Genomic DNA, 26600 nt, shown 5'->3' with positions numbered 1-26600 from the left:
GTCCTGAGCCAGGATCAAACTCTCCATAATAGAGAACTTAAAAAGCTCATTTTGTTTTGCTGGCATCATCATTAAATGATGTCAAAATTGTTTTGGCTATCAGACTAACAAGTTAATCTTTCAAGCTATATTTCTTAACGTTTTGCATGTTCAGTTTTCAATGTTCATGTTGCCATCTCGTTTTGACGACTTTATTAGTATAACTTCTTTCGGATTAGATGTCAAACATTTTTTTGAAAGATTTCAAATTGTTGATGACTGTTCCGAAGGACAAGTATTAATATACACGCTTATAAAATAAAAAGCAACCCTTTTTTTAAAAAACATTAATAAATTGATTCAATCTTATTAATACTACTTCTAAACCTTTCTATTATAATTAGTAAAAATACGCCCGTATGAAGGAATCAAAAGAGATCTAATAGGATTAATACCGTTGTTAACGGGTATTACATATCAATAAAGTTCTAAAGAGTTAATTATGATATACGCCGATATTTTTCCTCATATATATAAGAGATACTCAACTGATCAATTAAAAGATATAGGAGGAATACATAATGGAATGGTTGCCAAACATAAGCGGCAGTGCCGAAATAACATTTAAATTAACTGTTGCAGCATTATTAAGTTTAATAATAGGTATAGAAAGGGAACTAAAAAAGAAACCGGTTGGATTAAAAACAAGTATCGTTATCGCTACTTTTAGTTGCTTGCTTACATACATATCGATAGAATCCGCATACAAAGCTCATCCACACGAAGGTATTAATATAACAATGGATCCTCTTCGCTTAGCCGCTCAGATTGTAAGCGGAATTGGTTTTCTTGGTGCAGGGGTTATTCTCCGTAGAGGAAATGATAGTATTACCGGGCTAACGACTGCGGCCATGATTTGGGGTGCAGGAGGAATTGGGATCGCGGTTGGAGCAGGATTTTATTTTGAGGCGGCATTAAGTGTATGCATTGTCTTAATCGGCATTGAATTAATTCCACCGTTAATGGCGAAAATTGGACCGAAAAGATTGAGATCCAAAGAATTATCACTAATTGTAATAGTTTCAAATACGGAAAATATCGCAAAAGTGTATGACTTTCTTCAAGCTAGCGGCCTTTATATAGAAAGTATCCGGATAAAAGACATTGTATTAGATAATAATATCGTCAAGCATGAAATGGACATGCGATTGTCTATCGTGACTAAAAAAAATACAGTGGAATTTTATAATACAATTAAAAAGCAAAAATTTATTGAGACTGTGGAAGTAGAATCGATTTGACGAGAGGAGTCATTAGGATGAAGGAATTTTTCAAACTACTAAAAGGAGGAAATAAACCTTCTTTAACTGCCGCAATTGTAAATACTATTATTGCTGCATTAAAAGCAGGGGCGTTCTTCCTTACGGGAAATGTAGCAATGTTCGCAGAAATGATGCACTCCATTGGGGATGCCGCGAACCAATTTTTCGTATTTATCGGTTCCGCCTTATCAAAGAAACCCCCTACTCCTAGATTTCCTAACGGATTTGGTCGTCTAGTTAATCTCGTTTGTTTAGGAGCCGTACTATTAGTTGGTATCCTATCTTACGAAACCATTAAAGAGGGATGGCATCATATTCAACATCCCGCAGCTTCTAGCGGTGTTGCTATCAGTTTAATTGTTTTAGGAATTGGTATTATTTTAGAATTTGTTGTTCTTTATAAAGCAGGAAAAGAAATTTTACACGATGTTGGGATAAAAGGAGGCTTCTTTGCCCCACTTACGATGGGTGTCGCTAATATAAATCGTGCAAAGCCTGCAACGAAACTTGTATTTATGGAAGACTTAGTAGCTACTTCCGGTGGGGTTCTTGCATTCATCGCCGTGTTGATCTCACATTTTACGGGATTTTTACAAGCAGAAGGGATTGCCTCCATCCTCATTGGGGTTATGATGTTTTATGTAGTAGGAAAGGTATTTTTAGACAATGCCAGGGGTGTTCTTGGAGAAACAGATGAACAAATGCTTGTACATATTGCTCATATCATATCCGAAAACCCAAATGTAAAGGATATTCGTGAATTAGAAGTTATTAAAGAAGGGGAATTTTTGCATGTAAAATTAATTGCTGAGATAGATCCTTCCCTTTCGTTTGCCAAAGTAGATGATATTCATGATGTTTTGAAAGAACTTATTTTAAATCAACAAGGTGTAACAGATGTCACAATCGCATTCGATGAAGATGACGGCATTCGAACATGGAACCATCATAGAGATCAACAGACGATATTAAAAACACATGATTGAGCAATTGCTCCCTCATGTGTTTTCTTTTTTTCCTAGATCCAACAGCATATACTTTTTACTCAGTATCGATTTAGCTCCAGCGCCTTGCTCCTGCGCACAGCTCGTCGCAGAAGACCGTTGCCCCCTCGGGTTCAAATGGGAAAAAGCTGCTCCTGCGCAAACAAAATCGCTTGTGGTGGCTGAGGAGCTGCCTCCTCGCTTTTCCCCATTTTGCTCCTGCGCAAAGTTCGTCGCAGAAGAGCGTACCGGACCGGGGCAGACATAGGCGCTTCCGCTTTTCTTATAGACACGCAGTTAATATTGCTTTTGTGTCCTCTGCATCTAACTTGTTAAAATTACCAAATTTACCGTTGACCATTGCTTTTTCAACCATTAGATCAATTTTAGAATTATCTATATTATAGTCAGCTAAATTTGTCGGTGCATCGAGAGAAGCCCAAAACGCTGCTAATCGATCAATTCCTTCTAGTGCTACTTCCTCTGGAGACTTTCCAGTTGGGTCAACTTGAAAAACTTTTACGGCTAACTTTGCAAAACGTTCTGGATTTACATGTACATTATGACGCATCCATCTCGGGAAAATAATTGCAAGTCCACCAGCATGAGGAATATCGTATACTGCTGAAACAGCGTGTTCAATATTATGGCTAGCCCAGTCGCCATTATATCCCATGCGTAAAAATCCGTTCAATCCTATCGTACCTGCAAATAAAATCGTTTCACGCAACTCATAGTTTTCCAAATCCTGCACTAACTTTGGTGCTGTATCAATAACAGTACGAAGGACACCTTCAATCATTTCATCATGGACTGGTGTATTCGTTGCTTCATTATAATATTGCTCAAACATATGAGACATCATATCGACAATCCCATATACCGTTTGATCAAGTGGAACCGTAAATGTATGTACGGGATCCAAAATTGAAAATTTAGGGAATACGAGCGGGCTACCCCATCCGTACTTTTCTTGTGTTTCTTCATTTGTAATAACAGAACCTGCATTCATCTCAGAACCTGTCGCTGCTAGTGTTAAGACAGTTCCAAATGGAAGTGCATCTACAGGAATTGCTTTACGTGTTACTAGATCCCAAGCGTCTCCATCATATTTTGCAGCAGCTACAATTAGTTTTGTACAATCTATAACAGAACCACCACCAACTGCTAATACAACGTCAATTCCTTCTTCTTTACAAATTTCTGCTCCACGCTTTGCTGTAGAAAGTCTAGGATTAGGTTCTACCCCTGGTAACTCAAACACTTGCATATTCGCTTCTTTTAAAGCGGCCATCACTTGATCATATAGCCCGTTTTTCTTTATACTGCCTCCGCCATATACGACAAGTACTTTCTGACCAAATACCGCAAGCTCAGTTGATAATTTAGCTAATTGCCCTTTACCGAATATTAACTTTACCGGATTATAAAATGAAAAAGCGTTCATTGAAACTTCCTCCTTTAAATCTATCTACTCTTATGATAGTAAAAACCGCTTGTAGTTTACAAGCGGTTTTTACGTGTGACAAACTATTATACCCAACCGCGGAAGCGAGATGCTTCTGCCGTTCTGCGTACCCCAACCATATAAGCTGCTAAACGCATATTAATGTTGCGAGTTGTCGCTACTTCATAAATATTTTCAAATGCTTCTACCATTTTTTTCACTAGTTTTTCATTTACTTCTTCTTCTGTCCAGTAATAGCCTTGGTTATTTTGAACCCACTCAAAATAAGACACGGTTACGCCACCAGCACTAGCTAATACGTCAGGAACTAATAAAATACCTCTATCATAAAGGATTCTAGTAGCTTCAGAAGTTGTAGGTCCATTTGCAGCCTCTACTACAATTGTCGCTTTAATGTTATGCGCATTTTCAGCGGTAATTTGGTTTTCAATTGCTGCTGGAACCAATATATCACAATCTAACTCTAATAGTTCTTGGTTAGAAATTGTATTTTCAAATAATGTTGTTACTGTACCAAAACTATCACGACGATCCAATAAATAATCAATATCTAAACCATTTGGATCATGTAAAGCACCATAAGCATCAGAAATACCAATAACTTTTGCACCTTGATCACTCAAAAACTTAGCTAAGAAACTTCCAGCATTCCCAAAACCTTGGATAACTATGCGTGCACCTTGCATATCGATATTGCGTTTTTTGGCAGCTTCGTTAATGACAATCGTAACACCTTGTGCTGTAGCGCGGTCACGACCTTGTGATCCACCAAGTACAAGTGGTTTACCTGTAATAAAACCTGGTGAGTTGAATTGGTCCATACGACTATATTCATCCATCATCCATGCCATGATTTGTGCATTTGTAAACACATCTGGAGCTGGGATATCTTTTGTCGGTCCTACAATCTGACCAATTGCACGTACATAACCACGACTTAATCGTTCGATTTCTCCCATGGACATTTCACGTGGATCACAAGCTACTCCACCTTTACCTCCACCGTACGGAAGGTCAACGATTCCAGCTTTCAATGTCATCCACATAGAAAGTGCTTTCATTTCTTCTTGCGTAACTGCTGGATGGAATCGAACTCCACCCTTTGTAGGTCCAACTGCATCATTATGTTGAGCACGGTAACCTGTAAATACTTTTACCGTATTATCATCCATTCTAACTGGAATACGAACTTCCATCATGCGAAGTGGTTCCTTCAGTAACTCATACATTGCTTCGTCATAACCTAATTTTTGCAGAGCCTCTTTAATGACAGCCTGGGTTGATGTGAACAGGTTTAAATTTTCAGCCATTTGATTATTTCGCCTCTTTAATTCATAATTATTTCTTCGGAATCATTGTAACATATATTGGTTCCTATTTGTCTATGATTTATTGATTGCTAAATACTTTTTTAATTTTGTCGATTGCCCAATTTAGTTCTTCCGTTGAAATCACTAGAGGTGGTGCAAAACGAATAACAGTATCATGCGTTTCTTTACATAATAATCCTAGTTCTTTTAACTGTTCGCAATATGGGCGCGCCTCTTCCGTTAACTCCATACCAATAAACAATCCACGTCCACGAACTTCTTTAATAGAAGAATGTTGGATTTCTTTTAATGCATTCATGAAATATTCGCCTTGTTCTAATGAACGTTCTGCAAGTTTTTCATCTGTTAACACATTTAATGAAGCAACCGATACTGCACACGCTAATGGATTTCCTCCAAATGTAGAACCATGTGATCCTGGGTTGAATACACCAAGCACCTCACGGTCAGCAACTACACAGGAAATTGGGAATACCCCACCGCCAAGTGCTTTACCTAAAATATACATATCTGGATTTACATCTTCCCACTCACAAGCAAACATTTTACCAGTACGTCCAAGACCAGCTTGAATCTCATCTGCGATAAATAGGACATTATTTTCTTTACACAATTCAAAAGCTGCTTTCATAAATCCTGCTGGTGGAATAAGAATTCCTGCTTCCCCTTGGATAGGTTCGATTAAAAATGCTGCAGTATTTGGTGTGATAGCTGCTTTAAGTGCTTCTAAATCACCGTAAGGAATTAAGTTAATACCAGGTAACATTGGTCCAAATCCACGTTTGTATTCCGGATCAGATGAAAGAGATACTGCTGTCATTGTACGACCATGGAAATTCCCATTACATGCAATGATTTCCGCTTGGTCTTCTGCAACACCTTTTACATCATAAGCCCAACGACGAGCAGCTTTAAATGCAGTTTCTACTGCTTCTGCTCCAGTATTCATTGGTAATACCATTTCTTTTCCTGTTATTTCACTCACTTTTTCATACCATGGTCCTAATTGATCATTATGAAATGCGCGAGATGTTAATGTTACGCGATCTGCTTGGTCTTTTAGCGCCTGAATAATTTTCGGGTGGCGATGCCCTTGGTTCACTGCAGAGTATGCAGAAAGCATATCCATATATTTATTACCCTCTGGATCTTTTACCCAAACACCCTCTGCTTCCGAAATAACGATTGGAAGTGGATTGTAGTTATTTGCACCAAATTTATCTGTTTGCTCAATCACATGTTGTGAGTTTGTCATCTTCATTTCCCCCATTCTTGTTGAATAGGCAGACTCATCACCGATGCGCCTGCCTATTTAATATTGTTTATTTATTTGACTCGATTAAAGCATTTCAGAAGTTGTTTTCGCTTGCATATGAAGAACGATATAATCAGGACCGCCAGCTTTTGAATCTGTACCAGACATGTTAAATCCACCAAATGGTTGGTATCCTACAATTGCACCTGTACATCCTCGGTTGAAGTAAAGGTTACCTACATGGAAATCTTCACGAGCTTTTTCTAAATTCATGCGATTATTAGTAATAACAGCACCTGTTAAACCGTATTCCGTATTGTTTGCAATATCAATTGCTTCGTCGAAATCTTTTGCTTTAGTAAGACCCACAACTGGTCCAAAGATTTCTTCTTGCATAATACGTGCAGTTGGAGAAAGGTCTGCAATGACTGTTGGTTGAATGAAGTAACCTTTTGAATCGTCTCCAGTACCACCAGCTACTAAACGGCCTTCACCTTTACCAATTTCAATGTATTCCATGATTTTATTGAACGCAGAACCATCGATAACTGGACCAACAAAGTGCTCATCATTATCTGGAACACCAACTGTTAATGCTTTTGTTAACTCTTCTACTCGATCGACCACTTGATCGTATACATCTTCTACGATTACGGCACGAGAACAAGCTGAACATTTTTGACCACTGAAACCGAATGCAGATTTTACGATAGATTGTGCTGCTAGCTCTAGATCTGCTTCTTTATCTACTACGATTGTATCTTTACCACCCATTTCAAGGATCGTACGTTTAATCCAAATTTGACCATCCGCCAATTTTGATGACTTTTCAACGATTCCTAAACCAACATCACGTGAACCAGTGAAACTGATTAAACGTGTACGTGGGTGTTCTACTAAGAAGTCACCAATTTCAGCACCTGAACCAGGGATGAAGTTTACTACACCAGCAGGCATACCAGCTTCTTCTAATACTTCAACAAATTTATAAGAAATGATTGGTGTCGTGGATGCAGGCTTTAGTAATACTGTATTACCAGCAACCATTGCCGCAACTGTTGTACCAGCCATAATAGCAAATGGGAAGTTCCATGGAGAAATAACTACTGCAACTCCTAATGGAATATAGTCATAACGGTTATATTCGCCTGGACGGCTTTCCACTGGAACGCCATCTTTTAAACGTAACATTTGGCGACCATAATATTCTAAGAAATCGATTGCTTCTGCTGCTTCTACGTCAGCCTCAACCCATGTTTTTCCTGCTTCTTTTGATAATAGTGCAGAAAACTCGGCTTTACGGCGACGCATAATTGCTGCTGCTTTGAAAAGTACATCTGCACGTACCTCAGGTTTTACTTTTTTCCAAGTGTTGAATGTTTCATCTGCAATGTCCATAGCTTTTGCTGCAATATCTTTTGTTGCTTTTGAAACAACACCTACTACTTGTTCTTTATTTGCTGGGTTATAAGAAGTGATTTTACCTTCTGTGGTAATACGCTCTCCACCAACGATTAATGGATACTCTTCACCTAAGTATGCTTCAACTACTTTGTATCCTTCTTTAATCGATTGTTTGTTCTCTTCTTTGGAGAAGTCTGTGAACGGTTCGTGTTTATAAGGTAACATGTAAATCCTCCTTTAATTGTTAGTGCAAAAATAATTTGCGTTTATAAAACATTTACATATATAATAATGCAAAAGATTGTTGCGTTTTTCAAGTGTTTAATTTTAAAATGTTAAAAAAATTTTTGAGGTGAGCTAGATGAATGACCAATTAAGTAAGCTTCTCCCTTTTTATAAGTTTGCTACAGAGCATGTATCTGTAGGAATTCACGCGGTTGATGTATTAGGAAAAACGATTATTTACAATGAGAAAATGAAAGAAATCGAAGGGCTAGATTCAGTTGATGTAGTCGACCGATCCATATTAGACCTTTTTCAGTTCGAGCAGCAAGAAAGTACTTTACTAAAAGTGCTGCATAGCGAAAAACCTGTATTGCGTGTTAAACAAACGTATTGGAATCGAAATGGTCAAGAAATAACTACGATCAATGATACATACCCTGTTTTTGAAAATGGTAAACTAATTGGTGCTATTGAATTTTCTCGAGATATTACAACATTAGAACGGCTAATTTACCAGCCTTTAAAAAGATATAACGAAGCAATTACCCTCTCCACTATTACAGCAGCTTCTCAGCTTATGAAAGACGTAAAGGAGCGGTCTATTAAAGCAGCTCATGTTCGAATGCCCGTATTACTTACAGGAGAAGCTGGCACTGGGAAAGACTTAATCGCAGAAGCCATTCATCATCAACTTTCCCCTCCGAATGAACAATTTATTAGTTTGTACTGTCATAGTTCGGATATACATTTAATCGATAAATTCGAAAAAGAATTAAAACATCTGTATAACTGCACTATATTTTGTGAAAGAATTGATTTATTATCCATCGATTTACAAATTAAGCTATTAGATATTTTAAATGCAAATAGCGATAGCCAAAATTTATATATTGCAAGTATTGGATTAGATCCAATAGATCTAATTGCAAAAAATAAACTAAGTAAGGAACTGTATTATTATTTTACAACGGTCACGATTAATATTCCTCCTCTAAGGGAGCGAACGGACGATATATTACCTTTTGTGGAAGATTATTTTCATCGATATTTAAATCTGTATGGCTCCACTATTCAAGAAATAGAAGAAGAGGTTATTCAAGCTTTTATAAGTTATGATTGGCCAGGAAATTTAAAGGAATTAGAGTTGCTTTTAGATGAAATTAGTTCGATGATCACAACGGAGCGAGTATTAAAAATTGACATGTTGCCTTTACATTTTAAGTTAAAAGTTCAAGATCTCAATGAGTCATCAAAAAAAGCGGAGGATTTTGTCGTATCCTCTGATAAAGAATTACTTCCGTTAGATGCGTACTTACGAGAAGCAGAAGTATATTACTTGCAAAAGGCGATGGATAAATATGATGGCAATGTGACAAAGGCTGCGGAAGCTTTAGGAATGAGTAGGCAAAATTTACAATACCGATTGCGTAAAATAAAAAATGGAAGCACTCCTCAATAAGAGCTGCTTCCATTTTTTTATTTGGACAAAAAGAGGTTAAATAGATTTTTTTATCCATTCGCTTAGCTTTTCTTTTAATGTATTGAATCCTTCGACATCATGCTCGTCTACACGGGCTTGTAGTGTTTTACGAGGTTTGTCTTCTTTTTTAGGAACAACTGGTTTTTCTTGTAGTTCTCGAATGGACAAACTAATTTTGCCAGCTTCGTCGTCTATTTCAAGAATCTTCACATCCACCTTTTGACCAACTGTTAAAAATTCATTAACTTCTTTCACGTATCCATAGGTTATTTCCGAAATATGCACAAGTCCTTGTGTATGTTCATCTAAACTAACGAATGCTCCGTAAGGCTGAATGCCAGTTACTTTGCCCGTGACCACATCTCCTACCTTATAAGTTTTTGTCATAATACCCGTTCCTACTTTCTTTATCTACGTTATAGTCACGGTAAATTATAACATATCGTCAAGCAGCCTAGCAAAAATCACTAAGTTGGCATAAATGCAGCTTGCCAACCATTTTTGGTATGGATGAGTTGGAAACCTAACATAAAGTCCCTTCCTTTATCCAAGATAGTTCTAGAATGTTTCACAAATTAGTCTACATTTTATATTAAACCTCGTGTACAATAAGACAGTCCAAATGAAGGAGGAATTACTTTTGACAAAACGAGATCATTTCGGATCGAAAATTGGATTTATATTAGCAGCGGCCGGAAGTGCAATCGGCTTAGGTGCTATTTGGAAGTTTCCATATATGGCAGGAACTAATGGTGGTAGTGTCTTTCTGATACTTTTCATCCTTAGTACGCTTTTAATTGGCCTTCCTATTTTACTTGCAGAGTTCGTAATTGGAAGACGTGGACAAGCAGATCCAGTGACTTCTTTTAAAAAACAAGCTCCTGGAAAACCATGGTATCTTCTAGGATGGTCTGGATTAATATTTTCATCTATTATTTTATCCTTTTATAGTGTAGTAGGTGGATGGATATTAAGCTATTTAGTACGAGCTATATTTTTTAGACTTAAAGGCGGAAGCGAAAATTACTTCAGTGAGTTATTTAGTTCCATAATCCAAAATCCTTGGGAAGTAATCATTGCACAAGGAGCATTTATGCTGTTAACGATATGGATTGTGCAAGGTGGCATTAAAGGCGGCATTGAGCGTGCTAGTAAATGGATGATGCCTCTATTATTTGTCTTCTTCATCGCACTTGTTATCCGGTCCTTAACTTTAGAAGGTGCTATGGAAGGGATTAAATTTTTGTTTGTTCCGGATTGGTCTTATTTTAACGGAAAAACAATTTTGCTAGCTCTTGGGCAAGCTTTCTTCTCCTTAAGTGTTGGTGTAGCCGTTATGATTACATATGCCTCTTATTTATCTAGAGATGAAAAACTAGGTAGTTCTTCACTGAACGTTGCACTGATGAATATTGGTGTTTCGATATTAGCTGGGCTTGTCATATTCCCCGCTGTTTTCGCACTTGGGTACACTCCCGATCAAGGACCTGGTTTGGCATTCATCATCTTACCTGCAGTATTTGAACAAATACCATTCGGTGCATTTTTTATGATAATATTCTTTATCCTTTTATTATTTGCAACGCTGACATCTTCTATTTCGATGTTAGAAATATCTGTATCGATCGGTATTCGCTCCAATTACGAACGCCGTAGAAAAGCATCTTGGATTTATGGTTTGGTAATTTTCATAGTTGGAATTCCTAGTGCTTTATCTTTTGGTGTCCTTTCAGATGTTCAAATTTTAGGAATGATTTTCTTTGACTTTACGGACTTTATTACTAGCAGTTTTGGATTACCTTTAGGTGCGTTATTCATCTCACTATTTGCTGGCTACCAATTAACGAAAACAGAGCTTTACAACGAGCTGAAGTTAGGACAACCTTTGTTTAATACATGGTATTTTATCGTTCGTTTTGCTGCTCCAATCGCAATCATTCTAATCTTTGTGCAAGGGATTATAAAATTGTTCTTGTAAAAAAAGTACTTTTTTAAATGTCAACACTTCAAAGCTGTTCTAAAAAGAATTATGCTATAATATAGTAATAATTAAGACTTTTAAAGGGGTGGATACATGCATGAAAAAAGAACTACCTGAACAATTACGTCAACTTAGAGAGGAACGTAATATCTCTTTAGAAACACTAGCCTTAAAAACAAGAATTGGTACTGGAAAACTAGAAGCATATGAATCAGGTAACGAAACACCATCTGTACAAACGATCTTAAAATTATCTAACGCATTAGAAGTCCCGGCATCTAATTTATTAGACGGCCTACAAGATGCGTAATGCAAAAAAAAGCTTTCGGATGAATACAAACCGAAAGCTTTTTCTTATTAAATAATACATTTCATCTCATATTTTAAGGCAATTAACTTATATGAAATTTCTACACATTTCTCAAGCGGTATCCACTGCTCGAAAGAATGCTCATAGATTTCTTGAATTCGTCTAGCTAATTCAGATGGATGATCAATATTTTGTAAATCAGCTACTACATCAGCTGTTTCCGTTTCATAACTATCTACTCCAAGATTGAAAGGATCCCACTCTTGTAGTGTCCAAACTGCTTTTCTATTCATTTCAATTGTGTCCATTTAGTTTCACCTTACTAGTTTTTATTAGTTAGGGATATAATAACATAATAATTTCAAATTGAAAGGAGAAATTACTTTGTCTAATTTTTCTACTATTTATAACCGAAGAAATACATTCTCTGTCAAATGGGACATGCTAGACGAAATTTATTCACTGGAGGATGCATCGGATGTACTCTCTATGTGGATTGCAGATATGGATTTTGCGATTGCACCGGTTATTAAAGATGCTATTCATAAACGTATGGACCATCCTATTTTTGGGTACGCCATCACACCAGACGAAGCTAAAACTGCATTAACTAATTGGGTTTTAAACAAGCATCAACTAACGATTAACAACGAATGGATCTTATTTCGCCAAGGGGTAATACCAGCCATGGCAGAAGCAATTGAAGTATTTACAGAAATAGGCGATAAAGTACTGATCCATACTCCTGTTTATCCCCCATTCACAAGCATCCCTCAAAATTTAGAGCGGGAAGTCATCACATGCCGTCTAACCGAAAAAGATAACGCATATGAAGTGGATTGGGAAGTTTTTGAAGCGTGCTTACAACAAGGAGTAAAAGTATTTATATTATGTAATCCACATAATCCAGGTGGAAAAGTATGGAGCAAAGAAGATTTACAGCAAATGGCGGCACTCTGTAAACGGTATAATGTCCTTATTCTGTCGGATGAAATCCATTCAGACCTCACATATAAACCTTATAAACATACTCCTTTGCTAAATGCAGCAGAAGATGTTTCAAATATTATTACGTTCTTTGCGCCTACTAAAACATTTAATATTGCCGGAATTCAAGCCGCAGCTAGTATCGTACCGGATGAAGAAAAACGGAAAACATTGGAGCATTTCGCAATGACACGTGGCACAATGGGATTAAATATTTTTGCTTTAACGGCATTACAAGCTGCTTATGAAGAGGGTGGATCGTGGTTAGAGGAGCTAATGGAAGTACTTTCTTCTAATATGGACTATGCTGTAGAGCATTTATCCAAAATAGATGGAATAACAGTAGTGAAACCTGAAGGCACGTATTTGTTATGGATTAATTACCGAGGTACGGGACTTTCTGAGCAAGATATAATGGAGAGGTTGTTAACGAAAAGTAAACTTGCACTGGAGCCGGGCACGAAGTACGGAGAAGCAGGAGATGGGTTTTTACGAATGAACTGCGCTTGCCCGTTTGAAACCATTCAAGAAGGCGTTTCCCGGTTTGCTAGAGCTTTAGAATGATGCCGCTAGGGCTTTACTAGTACAATTTAGGGATATTCGTCTTAGCAAGTTGAATAAAAGTGTCCGCAATGATTTTCGCGGAAGGGCGGCGACTCCGGCAGGATGAGTGAGACAGATGAACCTTCACAACGCACGCGTAGCGTCGGTGAAGGTTCATCGCTCACCCTGCGGAAAGCGTCCGCCCTGCAGCGAAAATCAAAGGAGCTTGCTGACTAATTAGTTTCTTGCTTAATCAACCAAAAGTTTTACTTGAATCGAAGAGAAAAATCTTATTAGTAAGTATCTCGTGAAAATTTATCCAGTAAGTGGAAAAGAGCAACCAATTAGTTATTGAAAGCAATCAGTTCTATGCGCAAAGCAACTAATTTGCTGATGAATGCAGCCAGATTGCTCCTGAAAGCAACCAATTCTTAATATAACAAGTTTCTTGGAAAACGAAAGCTCCACTAATTTGGAGACAGCATATTCTAACTAGGTTTAATAAATATTGCGTAGTGGACTAGATAAATATAAATCTCTGATTAATGCAGACGCTAAATTGGAAAAAAATCCTATTGATTGAAGCGGAAGGCGGTGATGGCTCATCGCTCACCCGGCGGAAAGCGTCCGACTGCAGCGAAAATCGCAGCGGTCCTTTGATATGCTATCTAAGACGCATTATACCTAAACTGTGACATTCTATCGATCTTTATTTCTAAAACATAAAATGCAGTCACCTCATTGAGATGACTGCTTTTCTAGTTCTTCTTTTCTCATGTGCATGATTTTTTCTTCTAATGCTCTTGCTTTTTCAGCATCTTTAGCCGATTTTTTTTTGAACCATTTGAAAACAAATATACAAATAACTAATAATACTAGTAATTCGATTACTACTGGAATATATTCCGTTTTATCTTCAGGAAAGTATAAATAAAGGAACGCTGGTTGTAAAAAAGTAAACATGTTTACACTTCCTTACTTATTTTTGAATAATTTCGATGGAATCTATCGTAATATCCGTTACTGGCTTATCTTGTGCTCCAGTTTCCACTGCTGCCATTTGATCGACAACATCCATTCCCTCTATTACTTGTCCAAAAACAGTATGCTTTTGATCTAGATGTGGTGTTCCGCCATTTTTCGCATATGCTTGTGCAATTTCTTCCGGCCAACCACCCGCTGTTAATTGTTCTACTGTAGCTGGTGCTTGAGATGCTTGAACGATAAAGAACTGACTCCCATTCGTATTAGGTCCAGCATTTGCCATAGATAAAGCCCCTCTTAAGTTAAACAGATTCATAGAGAATTCATCTTCAAATTCTTCTCCATAAATGCTTTCTCCACCCATTCCAGTTCCAGTTGGGTCCCCACCTTGAATCATAAAATCTTGAATAATTCGATGGAAAATAATTCCTTCATAATAGCCATTTTCCGCATGTGTTAAAAAGTTTTCGACTGTTTTCGGTGCATATTCTGGGAATAGTTTAATCTTCAAATCCCCCATAGATGTATGCATAATAACTAACGCCTCGTTTGATGCGACTTCTGCCTTCAGTTGTGGATACACGCCTATCTCTCCTTGTTGTTCTGAATTTGTATTTTCAGCTGTTTCTTCTTCCGTTACGGCTTCCTCTTTCGGTGCTTCCGTGGTAGTTTTACCACAAGCGCCCAAGAAAAGTGCAGTACATATTAACATGAATATAAGTAACTTTTTCACTAGTCATTCACCCCAAATTATTTTAACATAATAGGCTCTTATTTTCAGTGACAAAGTATCTAACTTTCTTAGTCACTCTAAATGTTCTATAATGGTATGTGACTATGAAGTACGCAACCAAAAGAAGGAAGGGATTTCGATGAGCGTACAAAAGAGAAATTTTACGATCATGTGGTTCTCTAACTTTCTTGTATCCGGTACAATGACCATGATTATGCCCTTTTTGTCATTGTATATTAACAGTATGGGTGACTATTCCGAAGCCTATGTCCAAAAATGGGCTGGGCTAGTTTTCGGTGTTACTTTCGTCACTGCCTTTTTAATGTCTCCCGTATGGGGAAGAATTGCGGATAAGTGTGGGTACAAGCCTATACTCATTATCAACGGATTTGGTATTGCTACAAGCGTTTTTTTAATGGGCTTTGTTCATTCTGTTGAAGCATTTTTTGTCCTTCGCTTATTTATGGGGATTGTTACTGGATTTATCCCTACTTCACTGGCTTTCATAAGCGCACAAACTCCAAGAAATATAGCTGGAAAAACGATGGGGACGCTACAAATGGGAAGTGTTTCCGGTACACTGTTCGGCCCGGTAATGGGTGGGTTTTTAGCAGATACTTTCGGATTTCAGTACACTTTTATCATTACATCTTCTGCTGTTTCAATCGCTGCATTGCTCGTTATTTTCGGTATTCGAGAAATAAAAAAAGAAAAGAAGATTAGTGATCATGAGTTTTCCAGAAAAACAGTTATTTCTAGTATTTTTCACCACCGACTCATTTTAAATGTATTAATAATTTCGTCGATCGTTCAAATTGGCTTATTTAGTATTCAGCCTCTCCTTTCTTTATATGTTTCGCATTTAACAAATTCAACCGAAGTTGCTTTACTCGCAGGAATTACATTTAGTGCAACCGGGGTCGGAAGTTTACTATTTGCTAGAACTTGGGGAAAACTAGGAGATTCCATCGGATATGAGAAAATATTATCCGCTTTACTAGTCATTGCTTTTATATTTATCATTCCTCAAGCCTTCGTAACAGATTTATGGCAACTGATCGTCCTTCGATTCTTATTTGGAATTGCATCTGGTGGACTAATTCCAATAACGACTGCATTAATACGAAGAGAAGCACCGATTGAGGTACAAGGAGAATTAATGGGGTATAACACAAGCTTCCGTTTTTTAGGGAATATTATTGGACCTATGTTTGGCGGCTTTATAAGTGGATTTATTGGCATATCTTCTGTATTTTTCGTTACAGGTAGCTTATTTTTAATAGCCTTTTTTATCATATATTTCGCACGTAAGAAACCTTTACAAGATTTTGAAGATGTTCTGCTAGAAGAAGAGCTTCACGCAAAAACAACTGGGTAAAATGAGCACACTTTCTAATTAGAAGTATGCTATTCTTTAAGGTAGATTATTATGAAATGGAGTACAATAAATGCGCCAAGCAATCGGTTTTATCATCATATTACTGTGCTTTCCATTCATATGGATTTTATATTCTTTTATTCATACGGAAATACTAGTAGCTAGTTCATATAAAGATAGTCTCGCAGAGTCAATTGAATTATCAAGTCCAGCAATTTCTGCACCTATTGTTTTACTCGATGAGCATGAGCAAGTTTTCTCGGAGGACTATGTTGAATGGCGAGAGCCTCTTCCACTTGAATCCATACCACTTTTTGCACAAGAGCTGTTTTTACAAAGTGAAGATGTAGAGTTTTACAATCATATTGGATTTAACTTTAGTGCGATTTTCCGTGCAGTTTTCGCAAACGCTATTGCCAATTCAAAAGACCAAGGTGCAAGTACAATCACGCAACAACTTGTCCGATTGCGTTATTTGACTACCGAAAAAACGTATGAGCGAAAAGTGACAGAACTATTATATGCGTATGAAATGGAAAAACAATCAACAAAAGAGGAAATACTATCCAATTATTTAAATGAAATATACTTCGGAAACCAAGTGTATGGAATTGGGGCTGCTGCAACTTATTATTTTAGTCGTCCGTTAAATGAATTAACTGAAGCGGAACTAGCTTTTATAAGTGCTATTCCAAATAACCCAACTTCATATGACCCTTTAGTCCATTTCGATGCAACGAAAAAAAGACAAGAACTACTCATTGATGTATTAGTCAAAAACGAAAAGATATCTACTGCTGATGGAGAAGTACTAAAATCAGAGCCAATTGTTTTACACACGAAAACGAAAACACAACTATATCCTGCCTACAGTACATATGTGTTGGAAGAATTAAAAAATCTAATCGCGCATGCAGAAGGCTTTACAGAAAAGGTAGCTACTGCACAAAACGATCAACAAAAACAGCAATTCGAAAAGGAACTGAAATCTCGTGTAAATGCAATCAGCACCCAAGGAATTACCATATATACTGCTCTCGACCCAGTTAAGCAACAAAAAGATGAAAAATATGTAAATAACTTGTTAAGTAAAACGACTGACTTACAAGCGGCCTCTGCAGTAATTAGTAATGAAACAAGAGAAATTATTAGTTTATATGGAGGAAATAACTATAAAAAGTTCGACTTTCACCGTGCATTTCAAGCAGTTCGTCAGCCAGGTTCTGCTTTCAAACCACTGCTTGTATATGCACCTTTGTTTGAAACGACATCTTTAACTCCTCAGAATACGATAAATGCAGGAAAATTTTGTATTGGTACTTATTGTCCTCAAAACTATGGAGGAGCGATTTACGGGAATGTCACGCTCAAACAGGCGTTTCGATTTAGTTATAACACACCTGCTGTTCGTTTACTTCAAACGACGGGTATCGAAACGGCATTTGATAAATTGGAACAATTTCAATTCAAACATATCGTAAAAGAAGATTATTCCTATGCAGCTGCTTTAGGTGGTCTGACAAAAGGAGTAACCCCACTAGAAATGGCTGATGCATATACGAGTTTTATCAATGGGATATATAAACCTGCGTATGCAATTCGAAAAGTTGTCGATAAAAATGGGGAGATTTTATATGAATGGAACGAGGATAAGCAAGAGGTTTGGTCACCTAAAACGGTGCAAACGATGCGTAATTTGCTAAATGATGTAGTCACAAATGGAACGGGAAAAGGTATTTCAGTACAGTCCTCGTATGTCGGAGCTAAAACAGGAACAACAAATAATTACGTTGACTACTGGATAGCCGGACTATCGGACACGTATACGTCTGCTGTTTGGATTGGTTACGATATGCCTAAAAATATGAAACCAATCGAATCAAAAAAAATACACCATTCCATCTTCAATCAAATTATGAAGAACGACAAAAGAAGCTACTAAACCGTAGCTTCTTTTCATTTTATAAAAACGGTAAGCTTGCGATAACTCCATTGTACAGTTTGATCATTGCATAGATTACTAAAGCTAAAAATAGACTCCAGACGATTATCTCGAACATGATTAATCCTACAGTCCCAAATATACTCATCGAATTACTCAATTTAAATACGACATATATAAAATAGATAAATGCTGTTGCAAGAAAAATAAGTAGCAATAATTGAATCGACTGTAAACCAACTGCTGAAATTACTGATCCTACAAAAAAGATCACGTAACCGCCTCGAGCTTGTGAAATGGTCTTCCCTTCTAAATCCTTCGAAAAAAATAACATCCCTATCTCATGAATCGTTTCTGCAATAAGTTTCAAAGCGGAAAAAAGCATAAAATAAACGAGTACTAAAATAATGAGTAGAAATAGTTTCAACTCTAAATCAGATAAGAACTCCCGCATGCCGCTATAAACACCAATGACTTTAAACAATTCAATCGCTTTATTCATCGTAAAAACAGAGAAGGTTAAACTAAATAATATTATCGTAATTAACGGCAAAAATCCGAACACATATGGGTTTTTCATAATTTTCCTCTTATTCTATAAAGTATTCATTTTTATCATATCGAAGGGTAGGTACATTCCGCAAGTAGCTGTCGATTTTTTCCTCTGCAATTAACTGCACTTTACGTTCTAATTTGAGGAGTGCAGGTCAAATAAAAAGCTTTTGCAACCGCAATAAATTCGCGCGTTGCAAAAGCTTTTGTTTTTAATACCAAATACCATCGTAGTATGGATAATAAGGATATGATGGGTAATATGGATATCCCCCGTAACCGTATCCTCCGTATCCTCCTAATCCCCCGTATAAGGAAGAACCTACTAGCCCTCCGACTAAGCCTCCTACAAATGGACCTCCAAAGCCTCCAAAAAAGGGACCTCCAAAGCCAAAGCGACCAAAACCGGGTCTAAAACCAAAGCCAGGACCTCTAAAACCGCCAAAGCCAGGACCTCTAAAACCTCCCCGAAATCTTACCATGCTTCTCCTCCTTCCCTCACAGTGTATGCCACTGGGGAAAGTGAGTCTGTGCGTTTGCCCTATTCTTCGTCTGCCATTCTTTCGATTAATGTAGCAAGCGTACGGACCATAACTCCTGTACCACCTTTTGGTCCGAAGTCATATGCAGCTTTCGTGTCCGACGTCCCTGCAATATCTAAATGGATCCATGGTGTATTTTCTACAAATTCACCTACAAATCCTCCACCGAAAATCATATGACCATCGCCACCTGGTGAGTTATTTAAATCTGCTACATCACTTTTACGAATGCGTTTTTTATCATTTTCCGTTAAAGGTAATCTCCATGTAAATTCTCCTGTTTCAAGCGAAGATTCCATGAAAGTCTCGAAAAACGCTTCATCATTTGTAAGTGCTCCTGTTTTATCGTATCCTAGTGCTGTAATAACCCCGCCTGTTAATGTTGCAACGTCTACAATATAGTTAGCGCCTTGTTGTTTTGCATACGTTACTGCATCGGCAAGCACTAAACGTCCTTCTGCGTCCGTATTTAATATTTCAATCGTTTTCCCACTCATTGATGTAATCACATCATCTGGCTTAAAAGCATTTCCAGAGATCATATTATCGGTCGAGGCAATGACTGCAATGACATTTTTGTTAGGACGAAGCTCACCAATGATTCGCATCGCGCCTAAAACGGCTGCTGCTCCACCCATATCACCTTTCATACCGACAATACCTGTTTTCGTTTTAATCGAGTAACCACCCGTATCAAATGTAATACCTTTCCCTACAAGTGCTACAACATCTTCCCATTTTTCTGTAGCTTGGTATTTCAATACGATCAGTCTTGGTTCTTCGACGGATCCTTGGTTGACTGCAAGTAAAGCACCCATTCCAAGTTCTTCTATTTCTTTTTTCCCTAAAATTTCTGTTTCAAAATCATATGTATTGCCAAGTTCTCTTGCATATTCTCCTAATTGTGTGGATGTTAGGACATTGCCCGGAGTATTTACTAAAATTCTCGCTTCATTTACTGCATCCGCATAAATAGTTCCTACTTCAAAATAAGATACTACTTCGTCGCTATCCTCATCAGTTAAAAGCTCAATCGCTGGTAAGTAATAGTCCGGAACATTGGAGGAGGTTTTATATCCTTCAAATTTAAATGAACCCATTCCAAGCCCTTCTGCAGCTAAATAAGCTACATCTAAATCCGAAATGGACTCAGTATTAAAAGAGGGGATCCAAATTGCTAATGACTCTGGTTTGCTAGTTAACAATTCTTTTCCGACTAGTCCAAATGCTTCGCGGATATTTTCTTGTGTTAATTGTTTACGTTCTCCAATTCCTACAAAAAGAATCCTTTTCACTGCTTCTTTGTTTGCTACGGGAACTTTTACAATCTTTTTTAGTTCAGATGAAATGTCCCCACTCTTCACCCATCCTGCAATATGCTCACCAAAACTACTTAGAAATGCTTCCCATTTACTTGTGTTTTCCGCGTGTTTAGAAACAGCAACAACAAGTGTTTCAGATTGAATTTCATCGAATAATACTTCATTTGTACTAATAATCATTATTTTTCCCCCTACTCATTCAGTTACAATCTTATTATAAAGGAAGAAGATACATTTTTCGAATTGTATGAATGTGTTATACTGTTCTTACTTAGTTAAAATGAAAGGCGGTGTCTACTTTGGCAATCCTCCAAAACACACCATTAATGGCTGCACTTTTTTCTATTTTCTTTGCTCAATTTGTAAAAATTCCTATTCATTTTCTTATGACGCGGAAATTGGACTGGAACCTATTTACATCTACTGGTGGAATGCCTAGTTCTCACTCAGCTGCTGTAACTTCACTTTGTACGGCTATTGCTTATGAAACGGGAATCGACTCCCCGCTATTCGCAGTCGCAACTGTATTTGCGGTTATTGTTATGTTTGATGCAACTGGTGTTCGTTTCCAAGCGGGTCAACAAGCGCTGATCATCAATCAAATGCGTGTTGATTTCCAAAACTTTGTTGCTCAAACGAAAGAATGGTCTCACATGAAAAATGAAGAAAAAATTGAAGAGTTAAAAACATTGTTAGGTCACAAACCAATGGAAGTATTTATGGGTGCCCTAACTGGAATTGTGATTTCTATCATTATCTACACGACGATTGTATGAAAAAAGGATGACTCGAAAACGAGTCATCCTTTTAAAACATTTGGTATCCATTTTTTCTTAAGTATTTTATAACAAACCCAGCAGCAATTGCCCCTACAAGTCCACTAGACAAAATAATAATATCTGCTGCATGCAGTGCCACTAATTTATCTCCGAGCGCTGAGAAAGCAAATCCTGGCTTTGTAAAATAATCAAAAAAAGCAACTTCATCAATAATAAATACGACAACAATTGGATAAAGAATTGCCATAAACCATGTCATTCTAAGTAACATATTCAGTAAAAAAGCGATCCCAAAAAACATGACAAAAAATATGAGCACCGAAATGATCATTTGCACAAGCATAAAATCTCCCATAATCTATTACCTCCGTAGCATCTTTTACTAGTTTACCTTAACGGAGTAGAGTATTCAATGTACTTGTGTATTTTCACCTATTTGTCATAAAGGGATTATTTTTTCCCTGTTCCATTGCAACAATTACATGTTTCTGAACCGCCTAAGCGTAATTGAAAATAGCCTTCCCCTTTGCAATATGGACAAGTTTTTGTAGCTACTTCTTTCTTCACTCTCATCATTAACATCATCCTTTTTAATTTATTTAATTTTCAGATAATATAACATGAAAGGATTTAATTGTAAATAATAAACACAATTTTTTTATACTTTAGTTTACCCTATTTAATGAATAGTTTATAACTCGTATAACCAAAGACATCCCCGGGATTTATTCCATCGAGTGTTCTAAACCCATCCTCAAACTTCTTTTCTGCAAGCTCACGAATCATTACAGAAGCATTTGCATCATGCAATAATTTGGATGGATGTATCCATTTCACTTCATATAACTCCGATAATTGTGCTTGCAGAATAGGATCTTTTTCGATAGGCTGTAATAAAAAAATCGCCATATTATCGCTAATCTTATTTTGAATAACTCCACTTCTAAAACCAATCATATGTTTTACGAGACATTCTACTCCAGTTTCTTCCTTTATTTCTCTACAAACTGCTCCATCTACCGTTTCGTCTTTTTTGACAAATCCAGCAGGAAGTGACCATCGTCCATGAAGTCCGCCGTATCTTTTTTTCACAACGAGCCATTCGCCCATCTCGTTAATCACTAAACCAGCTACTCCAAGCCATACATTTCCACGTTCTTCTTTAGCCATGTAAAACTATCCCCTTATAAGAAAAGTGTAAGCGCCTATGTCTGCCCCAAGGGGCATGGCGCTGGAATCTGGACAATTTCATGAGTAAAAAGTATATTCTTACTTGTCCTTTTAAAAAAGCTCCCACCTTTGTTTAGGGGGAGCTAATTATTATTTATCTATTATAAACTAAATTTACCTTTTTTCAGTACTAGTGGAACTCCACCAATCATGAATAGAGCACGGTTATCAATTACTTTTTTCATGATGGAAGCTTTTGTTCCAGTAAGTTTTCTACCCATTACATCACCAATTGCATCATGCTCACCTAATGAACATACTGTTCCTTTAAGAGCAGGTACAAACTCTTCTGTATTATTGCCTTTCATTAAAGCAACAATATTTTTTGCAATTGTTACAGCTTGTTGCATAGCAATTTGAGCTGTTGGAGGATATGGACGGTTAATCTCTTCGTTGATCATAAGCGCACAGTCTCCAACGATGAATACATCTGGGAATCCAGGAGCACGCATATCTTTTTCCACTTTAACACGAGCACGCATATTTTCAATTCCAGATGATTCAATTAAGCGATTTCCACGAACTCCAGCTGCCCATACAACCGTACCAGCTGTGATGAATTCGAATTCGTCTTCGCCTTTTTTAATTTTAACGCCTTCTGGAGTTGCTTCTACTACTGGTGTTCCAATAGAGAATTCAATTCCTTTCGCCTCTAATCGTCTTACTGCGTACTCTACTAGTTCAGGATCAAATCCTGGAAGTACCATTGGAGCAGCTTCTACACATACTACACGGACTTTTTCTTTTGGTACGTCATATTCATGACATAGTTCAGGTATACGGTTTCCTAATTCACCTAAGAACTCTATACCAGAAAATCCTGCTCCACCTACAACAATAGTTAAACGCGTATCATCTTGCACCTCGTCCGTTGACCAGTTAGCAAATTGGTATTCAATATGGTCACGAATTTGACGAGCAGCATTTACATTTGCAATCGAAAGCGCATACTTGTCTAAGCCAGGAATTCCGAAAGTTTCCCCCTCAAAGCCTAAACCAATTACTAGGTAATCATATGTATACTCACCAGCACTTGTTGCAACTTTTTTTGTATTAACATCGATTGCATCAACTGTTGCTTTCACAAAAGTTACTTTGCTTTGGTTAATGACACTTTTTACATCGTAACGAACTTGATCTGGGCGTAATGTCCCTGCAGAAGCTTCATGTAACCATGTAGATTCATAATGGTAATCATTTTTATTTACTAGAACAATGTCTGCTTCATCTGTTCCTACTAATTTTTGAAGGTTAACTACAGTAGATAATCCACCATATCCTGCACCTAACACTAGAATTGTTGGTCTTTTCAAGAAAATCGCAACCACCTTTTATATATTTTTTAGAAGACCTTTATGACACAAATTATTCGTCATACTAACGATTCCTTTTGTCTAATTTGCGACAAAAACCTCTTATCTCTTATATTAGCCCTTTTATCAAGCCATTTCAATACATTGTTAAAGGATTGTTTAGTTTAGAATTTACAGACAACAAAATAAAAGAGAGCATTTCCTATAAACAGAAAATGCTCTCTCATTCTTTTTAACAATTCTCGGGAGTACCCACTTTTTGGGCAGTTCTAAACGAAGAACCACACCCGCAAGATACGATGGCGTTCGGATTGTTTATCGTAAATTAGAAACCGATAAGCTGTTATTAAAGAATGCTGTTATCTCAGCGTTTATAGGTATTTTGTTGGGTTATCAATTGCGAACTGGATTGTTAATCACGTGCGTTCAAGACTGTTAATGTCGTTAATTTAATTTTATCCAAAGTTCATTCTTATTACAACTTACATAACTAGAAAACATTTTCTAGGATTAAATACATAAAATAAAAAAATTCCTTGATAACTCCAAATATTTAAAATTTCTCTTTAATTTATGATACTGTTTATCATGTATCACCTAAGTACAAATTTAATATGAAGATATATAATTTTTTTAGAAATGTGACAGTCTTTACTTTATTTATTAGAATTATTTTTTCCAATTTTTTCTCTTAACCAACGATAGATACTTGGGAGATTAACTTGAAATCCTTTCAACTCAATATTAGTAAGTGATATAGAACCTCCAAGAATTTCTTCTTTTTCTGTTGAATCATCATTTATTGAATTTACTAAAAGCGACTGTTGAAGTATTGATGTATCCACTAAGCGTTGTTGTTGTTCAATTGTTATTTTTTGATATCCAATTATTTCATTCTGAGTTTGTGCTAAAGCATTTGCAAGCATGAGTTGACCATTGAGATGTTGAATATTTGCTAATAATTGTTGTTCTTTAGGTGCCATATGCATATTCATAAAACTAGCATTGGTAATACTATGGGGAAGTTGAAGATAAATGTCTAATGCCTCTCGTATTTGCTCCAATGCAGTTTCTTTTGATTCGGGAGTAACTGAAAAAAGAACTTTTCCAGCTTGATGGCTTATTTCTGATGTGGCATCAATTCCAATGTTTTTTAAGAACTCAACAAAGTAAACTAAATACTGTTCACAAGGAACTTGAACCTGTTTGGGAAAATCAAAAAAGCTAATTACAGAACCTTCCCTAGAGTTTTCAATGAGTAGGATATCCACCCTTTTGATGATTTCTTTAATAAGCGGGAGAATCTTTTCTACTTCTATTTTAATTACTTCATTCTTGTTAAAATTGAGAAAGCTAATATGGCAACCATTACTTATTACCTCATCATCCTGTATCCATTCTATTCCCATATCTTTATATTCTAATACTATTTTTTCTAAAGCCACCGCAAATTCTTCTATACTAAAAGGTTTTTTCCATTTCTCAAATTCCCAAGAAAATTTAAAATTAAGTCGAGCATTTCCATTATTAAAAAAGCCTCTATCAAACTCAATCTCTTCAATAAATTCGGTAAAATCTAAAGGATAAAGAAAGCATAACTGCCCAATTTCCTTAGGAATTTCATTAAAGCGAATCTCAGTTATTTTTTGAGAAAGGTCATAATCATAAATATGAACCCAGATATTTTCGTTTCGATTTGATGAAATATAGGCTAAATTCCCTGCAATAGTTACACCATCTATTACTAATTTATTTTCCGTTTGTTCTTGTTCGGATAATATTATTTCAAACAATAAAACTCCTCCTTTATAAAACCTAAGACTAGTCCCTTATCAACTAATATAGTACCAGTTTATACCCATTGAAGGGAAGTTTCCCAAAATTAGTCCGCACTCTAAACAACGATACACCCAAAGTTAATTGTAACGTCAAGAACATTGAGTTGTTCTTTGACGACTCCATTAAATCAGACTTTGCGCTTACTTATGGTACGGTTCACCGTGACAAATCTAAATGAGATTTTTTTGCTATGGTCGGATTTGATTTCAAGTTAACATTTCAATTCCTGTTTGACTTCTATTGTATACTTCACTGCTTTTTTTAATCTTTATTTTTACCTCTATTTATTTTGTCTTTAATAAGCTGAGGAGTGATATTTTCCCAATAATTAATATGTATTAATTTCACACCATTTTCATCTTAACTGTTTTTTCTGTCTGTCTCTTTCTTTATTTCTCAAAAGCAACTTGACCTCCAAAATAATCTACTGGTTCGAAGTGCTGCTTTCCTTGGTACTCAATAGCAATATTTAAATCAGATATATACACATCATATGACATTTGACCTCCTATATCACTTTTTAAAAAGAATGGTCTATGCTGATATATCACCTTATAATCGCTAAATAGTCTATTAAATTTTACCTCTTACTAAGCACTAAGCTCAATATAGCGTTTTAACCTCGGTGTTTGTCAATATAGTTGTCGCATTTAGCTAGTTTAATATCTTTAAAATACATATTCTTATATCTTGTAATCCCTAATTCAATCAAGGCTAC

General features: G+C 36.6%; 25 protein-coding genes and 1 pseudogene. 9 read left to right on the top strand and 17 right to left on the bottom strand.

Going from position 1 to position 26600, the window contains the following annotated elements:
* Positions 1–560 precede the first annotated feature (560 nt).
* Both ACIQYS_RS21195 and ACIQYS_RS21190 read left to right on the top strand, forming a co-directional pair.
* A complete protein-coding gene (locus ACIQYS_RS21195; protein ID WP_402984732.1) occupies positions 561–1280 on the top strand; it encodes an MgtC/SapB family protein in 720 nt (239 codons plus the stop codon).
* A 17-nt stretch (positions 1281–1297) separates the two neighbouring features.
* Positions 1298–2287: a cation diffusion facilitator family transporter gene (locus ACIQYS_RS21190; RefSeq protein ID WP_402984729.1), complete on the top strand. Its 990-nt coding sequence runs from the start codon at positions 1298–1300 to the stop codon at positions 2285–2287.
* Positions 2288–2567: 280 nt separating this feature from the next.
* On the opposite strand, the gene ACIQYS_RS21185 is transcribed toward ACIQYS_RS21190, so the two are convergent.
* The 4 genes from ACIQYS_RS21185 to pruA form a co-directional block, all read right to left on the bottom strand.
* Positions 2568–3731, bottom strand: a complete 1164-nt coding sequence (locus ACIQYS_RS21185) for an iron-containing alcohol dehydrogenase (protein WP_402984726.1) — start codon at positions 3729–3731, stop codon at positions 2568–2570.
* Between the two features lie 86 nt (positions 3732–3817).
* Entirely contained in the window at positions 3818–5062 is a 1245-nt protein-coding gene (locus ACIQYS_RS21180; protein WP_402984723.1) for a Glu/Leu/Phe/Val family dehydrogenase, read from the bottom strand.
* A 79-nt stretch (positions 5063–5141) separates the two neighbouring features.
* Positions 5142–6338, bottom strand: coding sequence for an ornithine--oxo-acid transaminase (locus ACIQYS_RS21175; protein WP_402984720.1), 1197 nt, complete (start codon positions 6336–6338; stop codon positions 5142–5144).
* 84 nt (positions 6339–6422) lie between these two features.
* On the bottom strand, positions 6423–7967 hold the full coding sequence (gene pruA / locus ACIQYS_RS21170; protein WP_402984717.1) for an L-glutamate gamma-semialdehyde dehydrogenase: 1545 nt from the start codon (positions 7965–7967) through the stop codon (positions 6423–6425).
* A gap of 136 nt (positions 7968–8103) precedes the next feature.
* Here pruA and ACIQYS_RS21165 point away from each other — a divergent pair, with 136 nt between their 5' ends.
* Positions 8104–9426, top strand: a complete 1323-nt coding sequence (locus ACIQYS_RS21165; RefSeq protein WP_402984714.1) for an AAA-type ATPase lid domain-containing protein — start codon at positions 8104–8106, stop codon at positions 9424–9426.
* A 36-nt stretch (positions 9427–9462) separates the two neighbouring features.
* Here the strand turns inward: ACIQYS_RS21165 and yugI are convergent, their stop codons facing one another.
* Positions 9463–9834 carry a S1 domain-containing post-transcriptional regulator GSP13 gene (gene yugI, locus ACIQYS_RS21160; protein ID WP_402984711.1) on the bottom strand — a complete coding sequence of 124 codons (372 nt, stop codon included), beginning with the start codon at positions 9832–9834 and terminating at the stop codon, positions 9463–9465.
* A 253-nt stretch (positions 9835–10087) separates the two neighbouring features.
* Here yugI and ACIQYS_RS21155 point away from each other — a divergent pair, with 253 nt between their 5' ends.
* Positions 10088–11425 (top strand): sodium-dependent transporter, encoded by a 1338-nt coding sequence (locus tag ACIQYS_RS21155; RefSeq protein ID WP_402984708.1) that lies wholly within the window; start codon positions 10088–10090, stop codon positions 11423–11425.
* 100 nt (positions 11426–11525) lie between these two features.
* Positions 11526–11738 (top strand): helix-turn-helix domain-containing protein, encoded by a 213-nt coding sequence (locus tag ACIQYS_RS21150; protein ID WP_402984706.1) that lies wholly within the window; start codon positions 11526–11528, stop codon positions 11736–11738.
* Between the two features lie 47 nt (positions 11739–11785).
* On the opposite strand, the gene ACIQYS_RS21145 is transcribed toward ACIQYS_RS21150, so the two are convergent.
* Complete coding sequence (locus tag ACIQYS_RS21145; protein WP_402984703.1) at positions 11786–12046, bottom strand: DUF1871 family protein; 261 nt, start codon at positions 12044–12046, stop codon at positions 11786–11788.
* 76 nt (positions 12047–12122) lie between these two features.
* Between ACIQYS_RS21145 and ACIQYS_RS21140 the strand changes: the two genes are divergently transcribed.
* Positions 12123–13289, top strand: a complete 1167-nt coding sequence (locus tag ACIQYS_RS21140; protein WP_402984700.1) for a MalY/PatB family protein — start codon at positions 12123–12125, stop codon at positions 13287–13289.
* A gap of 717 nt (positions 13290–14006) precedes the next feature.
* Here the strand turns inward: ACIQYS_RS21140 and ACIQYS_RS21135 are convergent.
* Both ACIQYS_RS21135 and ACIQYS_RS21130 read right to left on the bottom strand, forming a co-directional pair.
* The gene (locus ACIQYS_RS21135) at positions 14007–14231 is read right to left on the bottom strand and encodes a hypothetical protein (protein ID WP_402984697.1); all 225 of its coding nucleotides are present in this window, start codon (positions 14229–14231) and stop codon (positions 14007–14009) included.
* 16 nt (positions 14232–14247) lie between these two features.
* A complete protein-coding gene (locus ACIQYS_RS21130) occupies positions 14248–14964 on the bottom strand; it encodes a peptidylprolyl isomerase (protein WP_402984738.1) in 717 nt (238 codons plus the stop codon).
* A gap of 160 nt (positions 14965–15124) precedes the next feature.
* Between ACIQYS_RS21130 and ACIQYS_RS21125 the strand changes: the two genes are divergently transcribed.
* Both ACIQYS_RS21125 and ACIQYS_RS21120 read left to right on the top strand, forming a co-directional pair.
* On the top strand, positions 15125–16363 hold the full coding sequence (locus ACIQYS_RS21125; RefSeq protein ID WP_402984694.1) for an MFS transporter: 1239 nt from the start codon (positions 15125–15127) through the stop codon (positions 16361–16363).
* 70 nt (positions 16364–16433) lie between these two features.
* Positions 16434–18305, top strand: coding sequence for a transglycosylase domain-containing protein (locus ACIQYS_RS21120; protein ID WP_402984675.1), 1872 nt, complete (start codon positions 16434–16436; stop codon positions 18303–18305).
* Between the two features lie 19 nt (positions 18306–18324).
* On the opposite strand, the gene ACIQYS_RS21115 is transcribed toward ACIQYS_RS21120, so the two are convergent.
* From ACIQYS_RS21115 to ACIQYS_RS21105, 3 genes are all read right to left on the bottom strand, one after another.
* Entirely contained in the window at positions 18325–18885 is a 561-nt protein-coding gene (locus ACIQYS_RS21115) for a DUF5366 family protein (protein WP_402984672.1), read from the bottom strand.
* A 184-nt stretch (positions 18886–19069) separates the two neighbouring features.
* On the bottom strand, positions 19070–19339 hold the full coding sequence (locus ACIQYS_RS21110) for a hypothetical protein (RefSeq protein WP_402984669.1): 270 nt from the start codon (positions 19337–19339) through the stop codon (positions 19070–19072).
* A gap of 59 nt (positions 19340–19398) precedes the next feature.
* Positions 19399–20901 (bottom strand): leucyl aminopeptidase, encoded by a 1503-nt coding sequence (locus ACIQYS_RS21105; protein WP_402984666.1) that lies wholly within the window; start codon positions 20899–20901, stop codon positions 19399–19401.
* 119 nt (positions 20902–21020) lie between these two features.
* Between ACIQYS_RS21105 and ACIQYS_RS21100 the strand changes: the two genes are divergently transcribed.
* Positions 21021–21497, top strand: a complete 477-nt coding sequence (locus ACIQYS_RS21100; protein WP_402984663.1) for a divergent PAP2 family protein — start codon at positions 21021–21023, stop codon at positions 21495–21497.
* Between the two features lie 31 nt (positions 21498–21528).
* Here ACIQYS_RS21100 and ACIQYS_RS21095 read toward each other — a convergent pair whose 3' ends face one another.
* The 6 genes and pseudogenes from ACIQYS_RS21095 to ACIQYS_RS21070 all read right to left on the bottom strand — a co-directional run bounded on the left by ACIQYS_RS21095 (position 21529) and on the right by ACIQYS_RS21070 (position 25836).
* A complete protein-coding gene (locus ACIQYS_RS21095) occupies positions 21529–21855 on the bottom strand; it encodes a YuiB family protein (protein WP_402984660.1) in 327 nt (108 codons plus the stop codon).
* A 95-nt stretch (positions 21856–21950) separates the two neighbouring features.
* The gene (locus tag ACIQYS_RS21090; protein ID WP_402984735.1) at positions 21951–22073 is read right to left on the bottom strand and encodes a YuiA family protein; all 123 of its coding nucleotides are present in this window, start codon (positions 22071–22073) and stop codon (positions 21951–21953) included.
* A 102-nt stretch (positions 22074–22175) separates the two neighbouring features.
* Positions 22176–22670: an NUDIX domain-containing protein gene (locus tag ACIQYS_RS21085; protein ID WP_402984657.1), complete on the bottom strand. Its 495-nt coding sequence runs from the start codon at positions 22668–22670 to the stop codon at positions 22176–22178.
* 161 nt (positions 22671–22831) lie between these two features.
* Complete coding sequence (locus ACIQYS_RS21080; RefSeq protein ID WP_402984654.1) at positions 22832–24043, bottom strand: NAD(P)/FAD-dependent oxidoreductase; 1212 nt, start codon at positions 24041–24043, stop codon at positions 22832–22834.
* Between the two features lie 232 nt (positions 24044–24275).
* Positions 24276–24368, bottom strand: a pseudogene (locus ACIQYS_RS21075) (iron-sulfur cluster assembly accessory protein); the annotation flags it as partial.
* Positions 24369–24699: 331 nt separating this feature from the next.
* On the bottom strand, positions 24700–25836 hold the full coding sequence (locus tag ACIQYS_RS21070; protein ID WP_402984652.1) for a hypothetical protein: 1137 nt from the start codon (positions 25834–25836) through the stop codon (positions 24700–24702).
* Positions 25837–26600 lie beyond the last annotated feature (764 nt).

This window comes from Psychrobacillus sp. NPDC096426, from assembly GCF_044762745.1.
GTDB lineage: Bacteria > Bacillota > Bacilli > Bacillales_A > Planococcaceae > Psychrobacillus.
The sequence above is the reverse complement of the archived record's forward strand: the minus strand, read 5'-3'. Positions and strand labels throughout refer to the sequence as shown.